General features: G+C 57.5%; 17 protein-coding genes. 7 read left to right on the forward strand and 10 right to left on the reverse strand.

What is annotated here, in order from left to right; genetic code table 11:
- Positions 1-80 precede the first annotated feature (80 nt).
- Positions 81-2,318, reverse strand: coding sequence for a polyphosphate kinase 1 (gene ppk1, locus ACZRMH_RS05680; RefSeq protein ID WP_464012553.1), 2,238 nt, complete (start codon positions 2,316-2,318; stop codon positions 81-83).
- A gap of 439 nt (positions 2,319-2,757) precedes the next feature.
- Between ppk1 and ACZRMH_RS05685 the strand changes: the two genes are divergently transcribed.
- The gene (locus tag ACZRMH_RS05685) at positions 2,758-3,378 is read left to right on the forward strand and encodes a DedA family protein (RefSeq protein WP_464012554.1); all 621 of its coding nucleotides are present in this window, start codon (positions 2,758-2,760) and stop codon (positions 3,376-3,378) included.
- Here ACZRMH_RS05685 and ACZRMH_RS05690 read toward each other — a convergent pair.
- Positions 3,356-4,594, reverse strand: coding sequence for a sterol desaturase family protein (locus ACZRMH_RS05690; RefSeq protein WP_464012555.1), 1,239 nt, complete (start codon positions 4,592-4,594; stop codon positions 3,356-3,358). The two genes, ACZRMH_RS05685 and ACZRMH_RS05690, sit on opposite strands and share 23 nt — an antisense overlap.
- A 108-nt stretch (positions 4,595-4,702) precedes the next feature.
- On the opposite strand from ACZRMH_RS05690, the gene elbB reads away from it, so the two are divergent.
- Positions 4,703-5,368: an isoprenoid biosynthesis glyoxalase ElbB gene (gene elbB / locus ACZRMH_RS05695; protein ID WP_464012556.1), complete on the forward strand. Its 666-nt coding sequence runs from the start codon at positions 4,703-4,705 to the stop codon at positions 5,366-5,368.
- Here elbB and ACZRMH_RS05700 read toward each other — a convergent pair whose 3' ends face one another.
- Complete coding sequence (locus ACZRMH_RS05700; protein WP_016783011.1) at positions 5,369-5,821, reverse strand: YaiI/YqxD family protein; 453 nt, start codon at positions 5,819-5,821, stop codon at positions 5,369-5,371.
- A gap of 228 nt (positions 5,822-6,049) precedes the next feature.
- Positions 6,050-7,945, reverse strand: a complete 1,896-nt coding sequence (locus tag ACZRMH_RS05705; protein ID WP_464012557.1) for an FTR1 family protein — start codon at positions 7,943-7,945, stop codon at positions 6,050-6,052.
- Between the two features lie 336 nt (positions 7,946-8,281).
- Between ACZRMH_RS05705 and ACZRMH_RS05710 the strand changes: the two genes are divergently transcribed.
- From ACZRMH_RS05710 to ACZRMH_RS05725, 4 genes are read left to right on the forward strand one after another with little or no spacing between them, the layout of a single operon-like run.
- Positions 8,282-9,679, forward strand: a complete 1,398-nt coding sequence (locus ACZRMH_RS05710; RefSeq protein WP_464012558.1) for a COG3014 family protein — start codon at positions 8,282-8,284, stop codon at positions 9,677-9,679.
- A gap of 10 nt (positions 9,680-9,689) precedes the next feature.
- Positions 9,690-10,061, forward strand: coding sequence for a YcfL family putative periplasmic lipoprotein (locus ACZRMH_RS05715; RefSeq protein WP_464012559.1), 372 nt, complete (start codon positions 9,690-9,692; stop codon positions 10,059-10,061).
- A 33-nt stretch (positions 10,062-10,094) separates the two neighbouring features.
- Positions 10,095-10,682 carry a penicillin-binding protein activator LpoB gene (gene lpoB, locus ACZRMH_RS05720; protein WP_464012560.1) on the forward strand — a complete coding sequence of 196 codons (588 nt, stop codon included), beginning with the start codon at positions 10,095-10,097 and terminating at the stop codon, positions 10,680-10,682.
- A 3-nt stretch (positions 10,683-10,685) separates the two neighbouring features.
- Positions 10,686-11,435 (forward strand): penicillin-binding protein activator LpoB, encoded by a 750-nt coding sequence (locus ACZRMH_RS05725; protein WP_464012561.1) that lies wholly within the window; start codon positions 10,686-10,688, stop codon positions 11,433-11,435.
- 60 nt (positions 11,436-11,495) lie between these two features.
- Here ACZRMH_RS05725 and ACZRMH_RS05730 read toward each other — a convergent pair whose 3' ends face one another.
- From ACZRMH_RS05730 to ACZRMH_RS05750, 5 genes are all read right to left on the reverse strand, one after another.
- Positions 11,496-12,386 carry a LysR family transcriptional regulator gene (locus ACZRMH_RS05730; RefSeq protein WP_464012562.1) on the reverse strand — a complete coding sequence of 297 codons (891 nt, stop codon included), beginning with the start codon at positions 12,384-12,386 and terminating at the stop codon, positions 11,496-11,498.
- Positions 12,387-12,396: 10 nt separating this feature from the next.
- The gene (locus ACZRMH_RS05735) at positions 12,397-13,098 is read right to left on the reverse strand and encodes a cysteine hydrolase family protein (RefSeq protein WP_464012563.1); all 702 of its coding nucleotides are present in this window, start codon (positions 13,096-13,098) and stop codon (positions 12,397-12,399) included.
- Between the two features lie 109 nt (positions 13,099-13,207).
- Positions 13,208-13,840, reverse strand: a complete 633-nt coding sequence (locus tag ACZRMH_RS05740; RefSeq protein WP_464012564.1) for a LysE family transporter — start codon at positions 13,838-13,840, stop codon at positions 13,208-13,210.
- A gap of 99 nt (positions 13,841-13,939) precedes the next feature.
- Complete coding sequence (locus ACZRMH_RS05745) at positions 13,940-14,497, reverse strand: mechanosensitive ion channel domain-containing protein (RefSeq protein ID WP_464012565.1); 558 nt, start codon at positions 14,495-14,497, stop codon at positions 13,940-13,942.
- Positions 14,497-16,407: an ATP-binding cassette domain-containing protein gene (locus tag ACZRMH_RS05750; RefSeq protein WP_464012566.1), complete on the reverse strand. Its 1,911-nt coding sequence runs from the start codon at positions 16,405-16,407 to the stop codon at positions 14,497-14,499. Before ACZRMH_RS05750 ends, ACZRMH_RS05745 begins: the two co-directional genes overlap by 1 nt.
- A gap of 50 nt (positions 16,408-16,457) precedes the next feature.
- Here ACZRMH_RS05750 and ACZRMH_RS05755 point away from each other — a divergent pair, with 50 nt between their 5' ends.
- The gene (locus ACZRMH_RS05755; protein ID WP_464012567.1) at positions 16,458-16,922 is read left to right on the forward strand and encodes a TIGR02444 family protein; all 465 of its coding nucleotides are present in this window, start codon (positions 16,458-16,460) and stop codon (positions 16,920-16,922) included.
- Here the strand turns inward: ACZRMH_RS05755 and ACZRMH_RS05760 are convergent.
- Complete coding sequence (locus ACZRMH_RS05760) at positions 16,919-17,902, reverse strand: AlgP family protein (RefSeq protein WP_464012568.1); 984 nt, start codon at positions 17,900-17,902, stop codon at positions 16,919-16,921. The two genes, ACZRMH_RS05755 and ACZRMH_RS05760, sit on opposite strands and share 4 nt — an antisense overlap.
- Positions 17,903-17,951 lie beyond the last annotated feature (49 nt).

Raw genomic sequence — 17,951 nt, forward strand, 5'->3', positions numbered from 1 at the left:
TCGCGATTGGATCAACGCGGTGTTCCTGAAACACCGCGCCGTCTGAATCGCGAGCAAGCCCGCTCCCACATGGGTTACCGCTACACCGAAGGCCCGGTGCTGACTGCCAGTACCGGCAGGCTCAGGCGCTCAAGCAACGTGGCCTGCGCGCTGCGCGGGTTCTGGTTGCCGGTCGGCGTGTTGCGGATATAACGGCCGTCCGACTGCAGGCTCCAGCTGTGGGTGTTGTCGGTCAGATAGCATTCCAGCTCCTTCTTGACCCGCAGAATCAGCTTTTTGCCCTCCACCGGGAAGCACGTCTCGACACGTTTATCGAGGTTGCGCTCCATCCAGTCAGCACTCGACAGGAACATCTGCTCTTCGCCGCCATTGAGGAAGTAGAAGACCCGCGTGTGCTCCAGGAAGCGGCCAATGATCGAGCGCACATGGATATTGTGCGAGACACCCGCAATCCCCGGACGCAGGCAGCACATACCGCGCACCACCAGATCAATACGCACGCCGGACTGGCTGGCCTTGTACAACGCCCGAATGATCTTCGGATCGGTCAGCGAGTTGAACTTGGCAATGATATGCGCCGGCTTGCCTTCAACGGCGAACTGGGTCTCGCGGGCAATCATGTCGAGCATGCCCTTCTTCAAGGTGAACGGCGCGTGCAGCAGTTTTTTCATGCGCAGGGTCTTGCCCATGCCGATCAACTGGCTGAACAACTTGCCCACGTCTTCACACAGCGCATCGTCCGAAGTCAGCAGGCTGTAGTCGGTGTAGAGCTTGGCGTTGCCAGCGTGGTAGTTACCCGTACCCAAATGCGCATAACGCACGATCTCCCCCGCCTCGCGGCGCAGGATCAGCATCATCTTGGCGTGGGTCTTGAAGCCCACCACGCCATAGATCACCACCGCACCGGCCGCTTGCAGACGGCTGGCCAGTTGCAGGTTGGACTCTTCGTCAAAACGCGCACGCAGTTCGATCACCGCGGTCACTTCTTTACCGTTACGCGCGGCATCCACCAGCGCATCGACGATTTCAGAGTTGGCGCCGCTGCGGTACAGGGTCTGGCGTACGGCCAGTACATGCGGGTCTTTGGCCGCCTGACGCAATAAGTCGACTACCGGAGTAAACGACTCAAACGGGTGCAGCAGCAAAATATCCTGCTTGCTGACCACACTGAAAATGTTCTCACTGTTCTGCAACAGCTTCGGGATTGCCGGAGTGAACGGCGTGTATTGCAGCTCAGGGTGACTGTCCAGGCTGGTAATGCTGAACAGGCGCGTGAGGTTGACCGGGCCATTGACCTGATACAACTCCGTCTCGTGCAGGCTGAACTGCTTGAGCAGGTAGTCGGACAGGTGTTTAGGGCAGGTATCGGCGACTTCCAGGCGCACGGCATCACCGTAACGACGCGAGAAAAGCTCGCCACGCAGGGCGCGGGCCAGGTCTTCTACATCTTCGGTATCGACCGCCAGGTCAGCGTTACGGGTCAGGCGGAATTGGTAGCAACCTTTAACCTTCATGCCCTGGAACAGGTCATCAGCGTGAGCGTGAATCATCGACGACAGGAACACATAATTGTCCCCGGCGCCGCCCACATCTTCAGGCAGCTTGATCACTCGCGGCAACAGCCGTGGTGCCGGGATGATCGCCAGGCCCGAATCACGGCCAAAGGCATCGATACCTTCAAGCTCGACAATAAAGTTCAGGCTCTTGTTTACCAGCAACGGGAACGGGTGCGTCGGGTCCAGGCCAATCGGGGTGATGATCGGCGCGATTTCGTCGCGGAAGAACTTGCGTACCCACGCCTTGATCTTGGTGTTCCAGTGCCGCCGACGGATAAAGCGCACCTGATGCTTTTCAAGCTCGGGCAACAGGATGTCGTTGAGGATCGCGTACTGGCGATCCACATGGCCGTGAACCAGTTCACTGATGCGGGCCAGCGCCTGATGCGGCTGCAGGCCATCGGCACCGGCCTGTTCACGGGCGAAGGTGATTTGCTTCTTCAGGCCCGCCACACGAATTTCGAAAAACTCATCCAGGTTGCTGGAAAAGATCAGCAGGAATTTCAAGCGTTCAAGCAGCGGATAAGACTCATCCAGCGCCTGTTCCAGCACGCGAATGTTGAACTGCAGCTGCGACAGCTCGCGATGGATATACAGGCTGCTGTCATCAAGGCCAGGCACAACAATCGCCGGATGCGCCGCCGCGTGCGTCTCTGCCGCAACAGGCACGGGTTCGTGCACTACAGGCGGGGTTTCAGAGACTGGCTCAGCAATCGGCTGAGCTTCAGTGGCTTCGATTTCTGCAAGTCCTTCGGTATTCATTGAATGTTCCTGTAAGAGCGGGTTTGACTCTTAAGCGGCACTGCCAGTCAAGTCACCAGAATGCCATCAACGCCTGAGGGTTTAAACCGCTCGCAGGCGCTTTATGCGGGCCAGAGCCTGGTTAGAGGGCAATTTGTCGAATTTGTTTCCAGGAGCGCTGGCACTGTGGGAGTGAGCTTGCTCGCGATTGGGTTGATGCGGTCTATCTGAAACACCGTGTCGTCTGAATCGCGAGCAAGCCCGCTCCACCGTTTTTTGAGCAATTAACACCTGCGCGCATGGTTATAACGCCTATCGATGAACACTAGATGACAACGCCAATGATGTAGGTCAAATAGACGTCAATTGTAGGAATTGTTAACGTCAAGACACATTTCGATACTTTCCCGAACGTTCCTTAAGGCGTAGGCTGCGCGTTCATTTCGCCAGCATCCAGACAATGCTCCAACAATTTCTTCAAGAATTCGGTTACTTCGCCCTGTTTCTAGGGACGTTCTTTGAAGGTGAGACCATTCTGGTTCTCGCAGGCTTCTTGGCGTTCCGCGGATACATGGACCTCAAACTGGTCATGATCGTGGCGTTCCTCGGCAGTTATGCCGGTGACCAGCTGTGGTATTTCCTGGGGCGCAAGCACGGCCGCAAACTGTTGGCGCGCAAACCGCGCTGGCAACTTATGGGCGACAAGGCGCTGGAGCACATCCGCAGGCACCCGGATATCTGGGTCCTGAGTTTCCGCTTCGTCTACGGCCTGCGTACCGTCATGCCTGTGGCCATTGGCTTGTCGGGCTATCCGCCGGGCCGCTACTTGCTGCTCAACGGTATTGGCGCGGCTATCTGGGCCATTGCCCTGGCAACCGCCGCCTACCACTTTGGCGCTGTGCTCGAAGGCTTGCTGGGCAACGTCAAGAAGTATGAGCTGTGGGTGCTCGGTGCCTTGCTGCTGATCGGCCTGTGCCTGTGGGCCCGCCGCCGCTTCAAGAATGCGCGCCTGGCCAGGCAGACGGCTCTCGAAGAGAAGAACAAGACCAGCGTCGAGGTCAGCAACCCGCCAGCTGAGTGATGCGGTTTCTGCTCATGTACAGGCCCATCACACTCAACACCGTATAACTGAACAGGCCGACCCAGCCTAATGCGCTGGCCGGCCACAGCCCCGCCACCGGGGCCAGCCACACCAGTGGCACGTTCAGCCCCAGGCGCAGCCACTCAAGCTTCAGCGCCCAGGGCCGGTTCTCCAGGCCCGCACCCAGCACAAACAACCCCAGTGCCATATACCCCCACCCCAGCAGCAGCGCCGGAGTCGGCAATGTCTCGCCCAGATTCAGCAAATAACTGCCCAGCGCCACATACGCTGCAAATTGCACTGCGATATACAGTTGTTGGCGCAACGCCAATGGCACCTCGAATTTTACGAACTGACTCAGGTCCGGCTTGTTTATCGGGTACTTCGCTACCACGTCTGCAGGGCGCCAACCCGTAGGCATAAACCAGATCCGCAGCTTGTCCCGCCAGCGCTCGGTACGCCGGGCATCGGCCAGTAACTGCCCATAGAACTGCCAGTTGGCCCACAACGGGTTCCAGCTTTGCAGCGGTGTAGTAACGCCGAAAATTACCGGCTCGGCGTCGTCCTCTTCCTGAAAAGTACCAAACAAACGATCCCAGACAATGAACACCCCGCCGTAATTGCGATCCATGTAGAGAGCATTCTGCGCATGGTGAGCCCGATGATTGGAAGGCGTTACAAAGAACCACTCGAACCACCCCAGCTTCGGCACATGGCGGGTATGGACCCAGAACTGGTAAAGCAGGTTGAGGGTAGCCACGGTAACGAATACCAACAGCGGCACGCCCAGCACCGCCATCGGCAGGTAGAAGACCCAACCGAACACAAACCCGGTGCTGGTTTGGCGCAGGGCGGTGGACAGGTTGTAGTCTTCACTCTGGTGATGCACCGAATGCGCGGCCCACAGCACGTTGCGCTCATGCCCCAGGCGGTGGTGCCAGTAGTAGCAAAAATCGTAAAGGACAAAGGCAAACAGCCAGACCCACAGGCTGTCTTCTGGCAATTGCAGCAGCGCCAGATACTTCAGCGCCAGCGCGTAGGTGATCAGGCCCACGCCCTTGGTCAGCAAACCGGTGGTGGTCGACAGCACACCGGCGCTCAGGCTGCTGATGGTGTCGGCCAGGCGATAGGTACGCATCCCGCGCCAGCGGTCGGCCAGTAACTCGACAGCAATCAGCACAAAGAAAAACGGCACTGCATACAGAATCAGCTTCATGGCACACCCCGACCGACATTCCATCAAGCGTAGGCGTACTTCCAGCGAAACCCTATGGCATCAAGCGCCAAATCAGGCGACATTAACGCCATGTACAAGGAGACCGATATGACCACAAAAAAAGTTGCCGTGATTCTTTCCGGTTGCGGCGTCTACGACGGCGCCGAGATCCACGAAAGCGTGATCACCCTGCTACGCCTCGACCAGCGCGGCGCCAAAGTGCAGTGCTTTGCCCCCGACATTCCACAGATGCACGTTATCAACCACCTGACCGGCGAGCCAATGGCCGAGACGCGCAACGTGCTGGTGGAATCCGCGCGTATTGCCCGGGGCGAGATCAAGGATATTCGTGAAGCCAGGGTCGAGGACTTTGACGCCCTGATCATCCCGGGCGGGTTTGGTGCCGCCAAAAACCTCTCCAGCTTTGCCACTGAAGGCGCTGGGTGCTCGGTCCAGGCCGATGTGCTGAACCTGGCCGAGGCCTTTGCCCAAGCGTGCAAACCCATTGGCCTGATGTGTATCTCACCTGCCATTGCGGCCAAGATTTATGGCCCGGGCGTGATCTGCACCATCGGTACGGACGCAGACACCGCTGCGGCCGTGACCAAAATGGGCGGCACCCATGAAGAATGCGAAGTGTCGGAGATAGTCGAAGACAAGGCGCGCAAACTGGTCAGCACTCCGGCCTACATGCTCGCCAAATCCATCAGCGAAGCCGCGTCCGGGATCAACAAGATGGTTGATCGCGTCCTGGAGCTGACGCAAAAAGCCTGATCAGCCCCGCGCCAGACGGGTCAGGATACGGTCCAGGGCATTGGCGAACGCCTGCTTGTCACGTTCGCCATAGGCGCCCTGCCCACCGCTGACCTGGCCCTGCTCACGCAGATCGGTAAACAGATTGCGCACGGCCAGCCGCTCGCCCATGTTCTGCGGGTCAAACTCCTTACCCCGCGGGTCAAGCGCTGCCACGCCCTTCTTGACCAGTCGATCGGCCAGCGGCACATCGCTACAAATCACCAGCTCGCCGGGCACTGCGTGCTCCACCAGATAGTCATCCGCCGCATCCGGGCCGCTGGGCACCACAATCAGTTTGACCAGCGCGTAGGTCGGCTTGATCTGACTCTGCCCAGCCACCAACACGACCTCAAACTGACGTTTGAGGGCGAACTTGATGACTTGATCCTTGGCTGCCTTGGGGCAAGCGTCTGCGTCGATCCAGACACGCATGGTGAACTCCAAAAACAAGAAGAAATATGATCATTTGTAGCCGCTGCAAAATATCTGTAGCCGTTGACGAGTAGAACGAGGCTACGTTCGGCTGCGAAGCAGTCGTAAACCCATTCGGCCGTGATGTTTCAGATACATCACGCACAGCGGATTTACGACGATTGCATCGTCGGACGCAGCCTCGTGCCTTCGGCAGCTACGAGGATTGGCGCTCCCCCACTACACAGATCAGGCCTGCACCCGGCGTTTTTCTGCCAATTTGCTACGGCTATACAGCACGACAATCGCCAAAATTGCCACTGCCTGCGCAGTCAGCGAGTAAGCATCAGCGTGAATGCCCAGCCAGTCGAAGTCAAAGAACGCCACAGGTCGAGTGCCGAAGATGCCAGCTTCTTGCAGCGCTTTCACGCCGTGCCCGGCGAAGACCACCGACAGCGCGCAAAGCAGCGCCGCATTGATGCTGAAAAACAGCGCCAAAGGCAGCTTGGCCGATCCGCGCAGGATGATCCACGCCAACCCCATCAGCAGCACCAGCGCCGTGGCGCCACCCGCCAGTACGGCGTTATGCCCGGCCGGGCCTGCTTGCAACCATAGGGTTTCGTAGAACAGGATCACTTCGAACAGTTCGCGATACACCGAGAAGAACGCCAGGATCGCAAAACCAAAACGCCCGCCACCACTGACCAGACTGCTTTTGATGTAATCCTGCCACGCCGCTGCGTGACGGCGGTCGTGCATCCACACCCCCAGCCACAGCACCATGACACTGGCAAACAAGGCCGTACAGCCTTCCAGCAGCTCACGCTGGGCGCCACTGACGTCGATGACATAGGCGGCCAGCGCCCAGGTCGCGAGCCCGGCGACCAATGCCAGCCCCCAACCGATGTTGACGCTACGCACCGCCGATTGCTGGCCGGTATTACGCAAGAAAGCCAGGATCGCCGCCAGCACCAGAATCGCTTCCAGGCCTTCGCGCAGCAAAATCAACAAGCCGGAGATATAACTCAAGGTCCAGCTCAAACCATCGCTGCCCAACAGCCCGGCAGATTCCTTGAGCAAACCTTTGGCCGCATCCAGACGCTGTTCGACCTGCTCGATCGGCAAACCGTCCTGCAACGATTGCCGATAGGCCATCAGGGCTTTTTCGGTGCTTTTGCGTACGTTGGCGTCGACGTTATCCAGCGAGCTTTCGACCAGTTCAAAGCCTTCGAGATAGGCTGCAACCGACAAGTCGTAGGCTTGCTCGCGATCCCCTGCGCGATAAGCGGCGAGGCTTTTGTCGAGGGTTGCACTGGTGTAATCGAGCAACTGCGCCGGGCCGCGTTTAACTTGCGGCGGCTGCGCCCGCTGGGCACGGAAAGTGGCAGTGGCCTCGGGGCCTTCAGCCGCCAGCACTTCATTCGGGGTTTGACGGGCCAGGTCGGCCAGGTTGTAGGTTTTATCGGCCTTGGTGGCGCTCGGGTCGGCACTCAAGCCGGCGATATAGGTGGCCAGGTCCCAACGCTGACGTTCGTCCAATTGGTCGGCAAACGATGGCATGTCCGTGCCTTCAACGCCCAGGCCCAGAGTGTTGTAGATCGCGTAGAGGCTCAGCCGGTCCAGGCGCTGTGAATCGCGCAGGTTAGCCGGAGGCGGCGTCATACCGACACTGGCAGGGCCATCACCGGCACCGGTGTCACCGTGGCACACCGAGCAATGCTGCGTGTACAGAGGCGCGCCGCGGGCCGGGTCGGGGGTAATGGCGGGCGCCTGGCTGACCTCGTAAGCCACTGCCAGTTTGGCACCCAGCTGACGCGCTTCACGGGCCACGGCGCTGCCGTCTTGCCGTTGTTCGATAGCGGTGTGCAAGGCCTTCACGCCTTGCACCAGTTCGTCACGCTCAGGGCGCTGGGGCAAATCGGCAATCAGGCCTTTGAGCACAGCCAGAAATTCGAGCTGTTCACGGTATTCGGTCTCATCGATGACCTTGCCGTTTTCAACCGTAGGCGGGTAATCCGCACCAATGTAGTCAATCAGGTGTAGCGCTTGTGAGGCGCCTTCCGGGGAGTTGGCAGAAGCAACAAGGCTGCACAACGCAAGCACGGGCAGCAGTAGCCATGCCAAAAAACGCGAGCGGGAGGTCATCGAACAATCCGGACGGAAATGAGAAGTAACACATTGTTCACTTTTAATGGCCTTTGACTCAAGGCGTTCGTCAAGCAGATGCTTTTTCACAGCTCGTCGTAAGGTCTTTCCTTCGGACAAAGTAGGAGGTGTCTGAAAACTCAAAATCAGGGCAACAATGGGCTGAGAGCCCCATTTAATGGGCCTGTGTGTGTGCTTAGAATAACGTCTTTTCTATTGCAGCAAATCAATCGCTGAAGAAACTCAGGCCAGTCTTCGGGAGTGCCACATACCTGGCAGGTAGCTATCTGATTTGACCTGTACCCACATCGTGAAACTCTCAGAAAAACTCACTTTATGAGCACTCGTATATTCACCGTTTTAATTCTGAGTGCCGGCGTTGCGCTGACAGGATGCTCGGCGTTCCGTAGCTACGACGACGAACTTCTAGCGACCAATCAACAGTTGAGGGCCGGAAATATAGAAGGTGCATTGCATCTGTTGGAAAAAAACAACAGTGACGATAATAAAGACCTCCTCTACTACTTGGAAAAGGGCGAATTATTACGCGCCAAAGGCGACCTCATCGGTAGCCTCAACGCATGGCGCAGTGCCGACAAGGTCATCCGCACCTGGGAGGACTCGACCAGGCTCGATACCGACAAATACCTCTCGCAATTTGCCAGTTATGCAGTGAATGACAAGGTTCGCCGTTACGAAGGCCATGACTACGAGAAAGTCATGTTGAGCACACAAATAGCGCTGAATATGCTGGCCCGTAATGATTTCGAGGGAGCTCGCACCGAGATCAAAAAAACCCATGAGCGCGAAGCCCTTATCGCTGAGCTGCGAGACAAGCAGTACCTCAAGCGCGAACAGGAAGCAGAGCGTCGGGGAGTACGAACCAGGATCAGGGATCTACAAGGCTATCCGCTCAACAATCTCAACGCTCCAGATGTGCTGGAACTCAAAAACAGCTATCAAAGCGCCTTTAGTCACTACCTCGCGGGCTTCGTATACGAGGCTTTGGGTGAAAGAGGTCTTGCCGCGCCAGGTTATCGCCAGGCCGCTGAGCTGCGACCCAATACGCCTTTACTTGAACAGAGTCTGCTCAATCTCAACACACCCAAAATCTGGAACGCTGACAGCGAGGTTCTGATTGTGCTGCAAAGTGGCCTGGCACCCGCTCGGGACTCAATACGCATCCCCCTACCGTTGAACATCAGCAGCAATACCATCATCACACCGCTGTCATTTCCACTGATCAAACCCAACTTCACCAACGCGCCCTTGACTCACATCCTGATCAACGGCCAAGCCCACCAGCTGACTCTGCTCAATAGCACCACAGCCATGGCACGCAGGGCTCTGCGCGATGACATGCCAGGAATCATTCTGCGTTCCAGTGTGCGGGCAATCAGTCGAGGAGTAGCGCAAAAACAACTCAATGACAGGGATCCTCTGGCCGGGCTGGTACTAGGCGTTGTATCTGCGGTGCTCGAAGGGGCCGATACCCGAGCCTGGCGCACTCTGGCGGATAACACGCAGGTGCTGCAGCTACGCCTCAAGCAGGGCGAGCATCATCTGCAGTTGCCCAACATCCCGGGCAGTACTCGAGTGCTGATCAAGGCGGGGCACCCTTATCAAGTGATCACGTTACGCGTGGTCGGCAACCATGTTTTCAGCCAAGACATGACAACTCGCACAGTGCCAGCCCTTCCAGGGTCTGCCATTTCCAGTCCGGAGCAATCCTGAGGAACTCACCATGCGTCATCTGATTTTTAGCGCCCTGGCGCTGCTACTTATAACCGGCTGCACAACACCACCGCCCCCTGAACCTGGCAGTGCCGCTAGCAAGGTCATGGTAGTAGGCAAGTTGAAACACATTTCAGTCGGGGCAATTCGCGTCGCCCGCGAGAATGGCTTTATGACTGTTAACGCGCAGTTGAGTAACAGCAGCAGCCGAAACCGTTTGATGTATTACCGATTTGCCTGGTTGGGCCAGGACGGTTTCCCGGCTGGCAGGGAGGACAGCTGGAAAGCCATCACCCTTTACGCCAAGCAAACCACGTTCATTGCGGACATTGCTCCACAGCCGAAGGTGCGTGACTTTCGCATTGAAATAAAAACCCCCTGATCATTTTCCTCTGTACGACCTAGAGAACTTTCCATGTTCATACGTATTTCGTTGCTTACCCTCTCAATCGCCCTTATCAGCGGCTGTTTCAATACTTCACCCGTAATCGGTGGAAAAAACATCAGCTATGGCGACACCAAAGCAGTGGAGTTGGTTACCAATGAATTTGGCTCCACCGACCTGCAGATGATCGCTGAAAGCATGACACGCTCACTCGCACAGTCCGGGGTTCTCCAGGGGCGGCCCGTAGTGCAGGTCTACGATGTGAAAAACAAAACCAGCGAATACATCGACACCCGCCAGATCACTACATCAATCAAAACCCAACTCATGAAAACCGGGACCGTACGCTTCACGAACGACAACACCGACATACAAAGTCAGGTCGACCAGCTCCAGTTGCAAAACCAAAGCGGCCTCTACAAAGAGTCTACTGTCAGCAAGACCGGCAATATGATCGCTGCCAAGTACCGTTTAGAGGGCTCAATCACATCCATTGTCAAACGCAGCAAGGATTACAAGGACGTTTTCTACACCTTTAACTTGCAATTGATCGACCTGGAAAGCGGATTGACTGAGTGGATAGACGACAAAGAAATCCGCAAGACTACGGAGCGTTAAGCCATGCGTATCTGGATATGCATTATCAGCCTGGCCTGCGCCTCAGGGGTTCAAGCCGCACCCAAAATTGCCGTGACTGATCTGGCTTATGAGGCGCACGTACAGAAGTACGTTCAGACAGTAGCAACAAGCAATAACTTTCAGTCCGGGCCGTATTATTACGCCAACCGCACATCAACTTACAAATCTTTCAAAACTCTCAACAGCTACATCATGCAGTCCGAGCTGAGAGCGTTCAGCGGCGACATCAAAGGCGAAATTCTCAAATCAAAACTCTTTCGGCTGGTACAGTCGACGCCCTATACAACCAGCGACAAGAGCGATATTTACAATGTAATAAAACGTATCAAGGCCGGTCATTTCAAAGGCGCCGACTATGTGCTGTTTGGCACAGTCTCAGATATCGCCTTCACCCAAGACACCCACGCACTGGCCAACACCAAAAGTTACTCGGCGATTCTCGGCCTGACGCTGGTTGCCAACTTCAGCGTAATCAACACCCGCACTTTGGAAGTCACATCGGCGTTTACTGCCGTGGGTGAAGGGCAAAATGCCAAGCTGGTAAACAGCCGCGACGTTGAAGTTTCCTTGAACCGCCCACTGGTGGTGCGCGAGGTAGCAAAGACGCTGGGGGGAAACGTTGCGCATCTGCTCAAGGAACAACTGGCGGGCATTACACCTGAACGACGGTCTACAGAGCCAGTACAACGCACCAACCTGCCTGCGGATGAGGCGCCAAAGATTTTGCATTGATGTCCTGGAGCGGCTTAAGAACCGGACATCAGAGTATGTTGAGCGCACAATGACGGGCGATTATTCGCTCAGCGTTTTGTAGTATTGCGTCATGAACTCAACGAAGACGCGCACTTTAGGCGCAAGGTATTTGGCATGAGGATAGAGGGCATAGTAATACCGCTGCCCCAACCTGTAGCCGGGCAGAATGTGAACCAACTGACCCTTGCTCAGATGCTGCTGGACCGTCGCCCGCGTAAAGGCTGCGATACCTGATCCGGCCAAGGCAGCGCTAAATAACGCGGTAATGGTGTCAGTCTTGAAATGCCCGTTCAATCTAACAGTGTGGGCGTCAGTGCATTGCGACGTCAGTGTCCACTCACTACTGCCAGTAAAGGCCAGTAGCTGATGAGTGCTCAGGTCATCAGCTTGGCGTGGTAAACCATAGCGACTGATGTAGGCAGGAGATGCGACCAGAATCAACTCGGACACGGTCAAGGTTTTGGCCACCAACGATGAGTCAGCTAATGGGCCACTGATGCGTAACGCAACATCAAAGCGCTCGGCCACCAGGTCAACAAATCGGTCATTGCATGACATGTCGATCTGGATTTTTGGATAACACTGCTGGAAGGCTGGCAACCAGTGTTCCAATTCCATCGTACCTATCACTAGCGGTGCGCTGATACGCAATACACCCGTTGGCTCACGCTCATCTTCGACAATGGCCAAGGCTGCCTGATCGATTCGCAGCAGGATATCTACACAGGCGGCATGATATTGCGCACCCGCTGCCGTCAGACTCAGGTGCCGAGTCGTACGGTTGATCAGACGTACACCTAGCACCGCCTCCAACTGCTGCAACTGCCGTGACAAGGATGAATGGGTTGTCTCCAGCCGCTCAGCTGCCGCCGAAAACCCGTGATTTTCAACAATGCAACAAAACGCGCGCATCGCCAGCAGTTGGTTCATCGGCAGGGTTTCACATGAGGGGCAAGTTGATGATCTGCTCCGTGGTCATGACATCGCCGAACGTGTCTTCGATTTCGGCCAGAGCCGCACGGTGCAGGCTTTGGGCATCAATACTCTGGCCATTGGCTCGCGTAATAGTGCGGGTGGCCGAAGCGTCCGATGCTACCACGACCTGATAACCCAGAGGCGCAGCATCCCGTGCTGCTCCGGCCACACAAGCATGAGTCATGAGGCCGGCAACAATTACCGTCTTGATGCCTTCGACTTTCAATTGGGTATCAAGGGCTGTACTGCCAAAAACGCTGACTGTCGTCTTCTGTAAAACAGTATCGCCAGCACGCGGCTGCATCAGGGGATGGAACTTTACACCTTCGCTGCCGAGGGCAAAAACTGCAGAACCTGCAGGGGCGATATGTTGAACCTGATAAACCGGTATTTTTGCTTTATCCGCGAATGCAATCAGCTCACGAGCTTTGTCCACTGCCTTCAGGCCGTCCGGAATAGGCAACCGGCCAGTGAAGTACTCCTGCTGAAAATCTATCACTACCAAGGCGGTACTGGCTGGATCAAGTCGGTCGAGTTGCACTGCACCCAACATAGCCCGAATGGTGGGGTTTGCATTTTCGGCGGGCTTTGCCGCCATCACTGGCATCGTCGCCAAACTCAGGCAGGCAAGAAATGAGGTGATCAACTTAGGCTTTGCAAAATTCATGTGAGCTCCAGGATTAGAATGTTGAAACGATGTTCAAAAGTCTAAAAAGACTGAGCCATTGCAACAACGCCAGGGAGCACACATTACTTGTACACGTTTTGCACAGGTTTCAAGCCGTAGTGCGATGCAACGTTGCCAGAAAACCCGCCGCGCCGACAAACAAACCGGCAAAGGTGCGGTTCATCCGACGTTGCTGTGTGGGGGTGCGCAGCAAGCGCAACACCTTGGACGCCAGACCGGTGTAGCCAGCCATGACAATCAGGTCGACGCAGATCATGGTCACGCCCAGGGTGAGGTATTGAGACACCAGCGGCGCGGCGGGGTTTACGAACTGCGGCAAGACGGCGAGCATAAACACCAGCGCCTTGGGGTTGCTGACGTTGACCAGAAAGCCACGAAACACCAACGCCAGCGGCTTGCCGAGGGGGCGCACGGCGGCGTCATCGCTGAGGTCGGTTGGCAGGGCACGCCATTGCTTGACGGCAAGGTAGACCAGATAGGCCACACCAAACCATTTGATTGCGTAAAAGGCAGTGGATGAGGCAGCGAGAACTGCGCCAACACCGGCGGCGACAATCGCGATTTGCAGCGCCAGACCCAGTTGCAGGCCCAGTGCGTTCCAGTATCCGCGCCAGAAACCGTATTGCAAACCGCACGACATCGAGGCAATCGCACCGGCACCGGGAGACAGGCTGATCACCCAACAGGCAGCAAAGAAGGCCAACCACGTTTCCAACGACATCGCACACCTCGGACAAGATCTGTAACAAGTCCTTTAAGCTAATGCGTTGGTTGAAAATTGACCACAGATTTTTGAAGGCACGTCACATTACAGTTACAGTCAGAGGTCGCTTTCGCGCCAGCGGCGTACCGAGCGCTGGAAGAACAGGCTGTTGGGTACTTGCACCATGCTGCTGCCGCTACCCGCTTCTGCAGGCTCGATCAGGGTGGTGTAGAGCAAGTTGATGGCCACGACCCGGCCTTTGACGCCCGGCTTGTCGAGGGTATCGAGCAGCTCCACCACGTCACCAATGCGAAACGGCCCCACGGTGAAGATCAGCACCGCGCACAGCAGATTGGAAAGCACACTCCACATGGCGAAGAAGGCAATCGCCGCCACCGCCACAAACCCCGACAGTGCAGTCCACAGCACGGTGGCTGAGACGCCCAGGCGCTCCAGCACGACAATCACCGCGCTGCCCATGATGAACCAGCGCAGGCCACCACGCAGCGGCACCATCAACTGCGGCGGGAACGGATAACGCTCGCCCAGACGTGTCAGGAAACGCGCCACGACACGCTGGGAGAAATAGCCCGCCAGCAGGATCAGCAAGATCTGCACGCCAACCCACAGCGGTGCGATCAGTTCGGCCGGCAACGGCAAGTGCAGGGCTTCCATCAGGACAGGGCTTCCAGTTCCGCTTGCATCGACTCCAGCAGCTCGAGCGACTCCATCCAGCGTTCTTCCAGCTGGCTTTCAAGCACCTTGAGCCTGGCCTGATCGGCCAGCAGATCACGCAATTCGTCTTTGCGTGCCGCTTCGTAAACAGCACTGTCACCCAGGCTGGTTTCGATCCTGGCGAGTTTCTCGTTGACCTTGCCCAGCTCACTTTCGAGCTTGTCGGCCTCGCGCTTGTGCGGGGCCAGTTGCTGACGCAACGCCGCAGCCGCCTGACGCTGAGCCTTTTTATCGGTCTTGTCCGGGTTGACTGTGGTGTTGCTCACCGGCGCGTTGCGCAAACGGTAGTCGGCCAGCCAGCGTGCGTAGTCTTCGAGGTCGCCGTCGAATTCCTGCACCTTGCCATCGGCTACCAGCAGGAATTCATCCGTGGTGCTTTTGAGCAAATGCCGATCGTGGGACACCACCAGCACCGCACCGCTGAACTCTTGCAGGGCCATGGTCAGCGCCAGCCGCATTTCGAGGTCAAGGTGGTTGGTCGGTTCGTCGAGCAGCAGCAGGTTCGGTCGGCCCCAGGCGATCAACGCCAGTGCCAGACGGGCTTTTTCGCCACCGGAAAAATTCAGTACCGGCTCGTCGATACGCGCACCACGGAAGTCGAAACCACCGAGGAAGTCGCGCAGGGTCTGTTCACGCTCAGTCGGCGCCAGACGCTGCATATGCAGCAACGGGCTGGCTTTGGAGTCCAGCGAGTCGAGCTGGTGCTGGGCAAAGTAGCCAACCACCAGGTTCTCGCCACGAGCCAGACGCCCTGAAAGCGGTTCCAGCTCGCCTGCGAGGTTTTTGATCAGGGTCGATTTACCCGCGCCGTTTGGCCCGAGCAAGCCAATACGAGCGCCCGGAACCAGTTGCAGCTTGACCTTCTCGAGGATGGTTTTGTCGCCATAACCCAGACGCGCATCGGACAAGTCGAGCAACGGGCTGGAGAGCTTGACCGCCTCGCGGAACACGAAGTCGAACGGCGAATCCACATGGGCCGCGCTCAATTCTTCCATGCGCTCCAGGGCCTTGATCCGGCTCTGCGCCTGACGGGCCTTGGTGGCCTGGGCCTTGAATCGGGCGATATAGCTTTCCATGTGCGCACGTTGCGCCTGTTGCTTTTCGTAGGCCTGTTGCTGCTGGGCCAGACGTTCGGCACGGGCACGTTCGAATGCGCTGTAACCACCGCGATAGAGGGTGATCTTGCGCTGGTCGACATGAGCAATATTGTCGACCACGGCATCCAGGAAATCCCGGTCGTGGGAGATCAGCAGCAAGGTGCCAGGGTAATTCTTGAGGAAGTCTTCCAGCCACAGAATGGCGTCGAGGTCCAAGTGGTTGGTCGGTTCATCGAGCAACAACAGATCCGACGGGCACATCAAGGCCTGCGCCAGGTTCAGGCGCATGCGCCAGCCACCGGAGAAGTCGGCGACCGGGCGATCCATTTGTTCGTTGGTGAAGCCCAGGCCGGCGAGCATTTTGCGGGCACGCGCATCGGCGGTATAACCGTCGGCACTGTCCAGCTCGGAGTGCAGGCGCGCTTGCGCAGCGCCGTCCTCGTCAGCCTCGGCCCTGGCCAGATCGGCTTGTACCTGGCGCAAGCGCTGGTCGCCATCGAGCACGTAGTCGATCGCAATGCGGTCGAGGGTGTCGATTTCTTGCCGCATATGGGCGATCCGCCAGTCGGCCGGAAGCAGACAATCCCCGGAATCAGGCGTCAACTCACCCAGCAGCAAGGCGAACAAAGTGGATTTACCGGCGCCATTGGCGCCGACCAGACCGGCTTTGTGGCCGGCGTGCAGGGTCAGCTCGGCGTCTTCTAGCAGACGTTGCGGGCCACGCTGTAAAGTCAGGTTCTGAAGTCGGATCATAATGGCGGCGGAGTCTACCAGCTTCCCTCTCAACTGGCGCGAATTGCACTATGCAGACTGACCTGTGGAATTACTGTTTGACCCTCTATGCCCGACCCGGGATAGAGCAAGCGTGCCTTGACCTGCAAAGCCGGGGCCTGGATGTGTGCTTGCTGCTGTGTGCAGCCTGGCTTGAGGAGCGCGGCGTGGCCTGCGACGAAGTTCGTCTTGGTCAATTAAACGCCTGTGCCGGGCCCTGGCAGCGCGAGGTGGTACAGCCGTTACGACAATTGCGCATGCAGTGGCGTGATGCAGCCGCCCACGACGATGCGCTGGCAGCGTTGCGCGTGCAGATCAAGTCATTGGAGCTGGAGGCCGAGCGGACTTTGTTGCGGCGCCTGGAGTCGCAGACTCAGGGCTGGTCGTCAGCGCAATCGCAAGAGGCTTGCGATTGGCTGCAGAGAGTGGCGGGCGATGCCGACCACCCTGATTGCGACGCGCTGCGCAGGCTGCGCGCCGCAATCAAACACGCTTAAGAAGCGCTGGCTGGTGTGGTAGCCGAGTTTGTTGCGCCTGCCGGGGCTGCTGGCGCGGGGGTAGCAGCAGGTGCCGCTGCAGCGGGTGCCGCAGCGGGCTTGGCAGGTGTCGCGGCAGGCTTGGCGGCTGCAGGTTTGGCTGCAACAGGCTTTTTCACGGCCGGTTTGGCGGCGGGCTTTACTGCCGGTTTGGCTGCAGCAGGCTTGGCAGCGGGTTTGGCTGCTGCGGTTTTTGCAGCAGGTTTGGCCGCGACTTTGACTGGGGCTTTTACCGGAGCTTTTGCCGGAGCTTTAACTGGCGCCTTGGCGGGTGCTTTGGCCGCTACCGGTTTAGCCGCTGCGGGCTTGGCAGCAGGTTTTGCCGCTGCCGTTTTAGCTGCCACGGGCTTGGCTGCCGGCTTGGCCGCTGCGGTTTTTGCCGCAACCGGTTTAGCTGCAGGTTTGGCCGTGCGAGCTGCTGCCGGTTTTGCCGCAGCCGTTTTGGCGGCTGGCTTGGCGGCTGCTTTTGCCGGGGCCTTGGCCGCAGGTTTGGCAACTGCCTTGGCAGCAGGTTTTTTCGCGGCGGAGGCAGGCTTGGCATCACGGGACGACAAGGCCTTGCCCACTGCCTCTTTGACTCGACCAATACCCTGGGCCAACTTCAGGCTTTCTTGAGCATCGCGCTTGAGTTGCAGGATATAAGTGCGCGTTTCGGTTTGACGCTCTTTGAGCGAATCGAGCAGTTGCTCAAGCTCTTTGACGCCCGACTTGGCCTTGGCCTGAGCCTTGGACTTGCCAGCGTTGGCGGCGTCTTGCAGTTTGGAGCGGGATTTGTGCAGTTTTTCCTGCGCTTTGCCGCGCTGTTTCTCAAGCTTGGCGAGCAGTTTCTCAGCATCAGCCAACGCTTGGGAGCAAGCGTTTTCCAAATGCTCAAGCAGGCTGCCTGAGAGCTGTTGGAGCAAGTGCAACGGCGTATTAACGGGCTTCTTATTGGCCGACATGGTTTACCTCCTGGCTGAAGTGAGTGCGGCTCATACTAGACCTCTGTAA

It is taken from the genome of Pseudomonas sp. B414 (genome assembly GCF_055408445.1).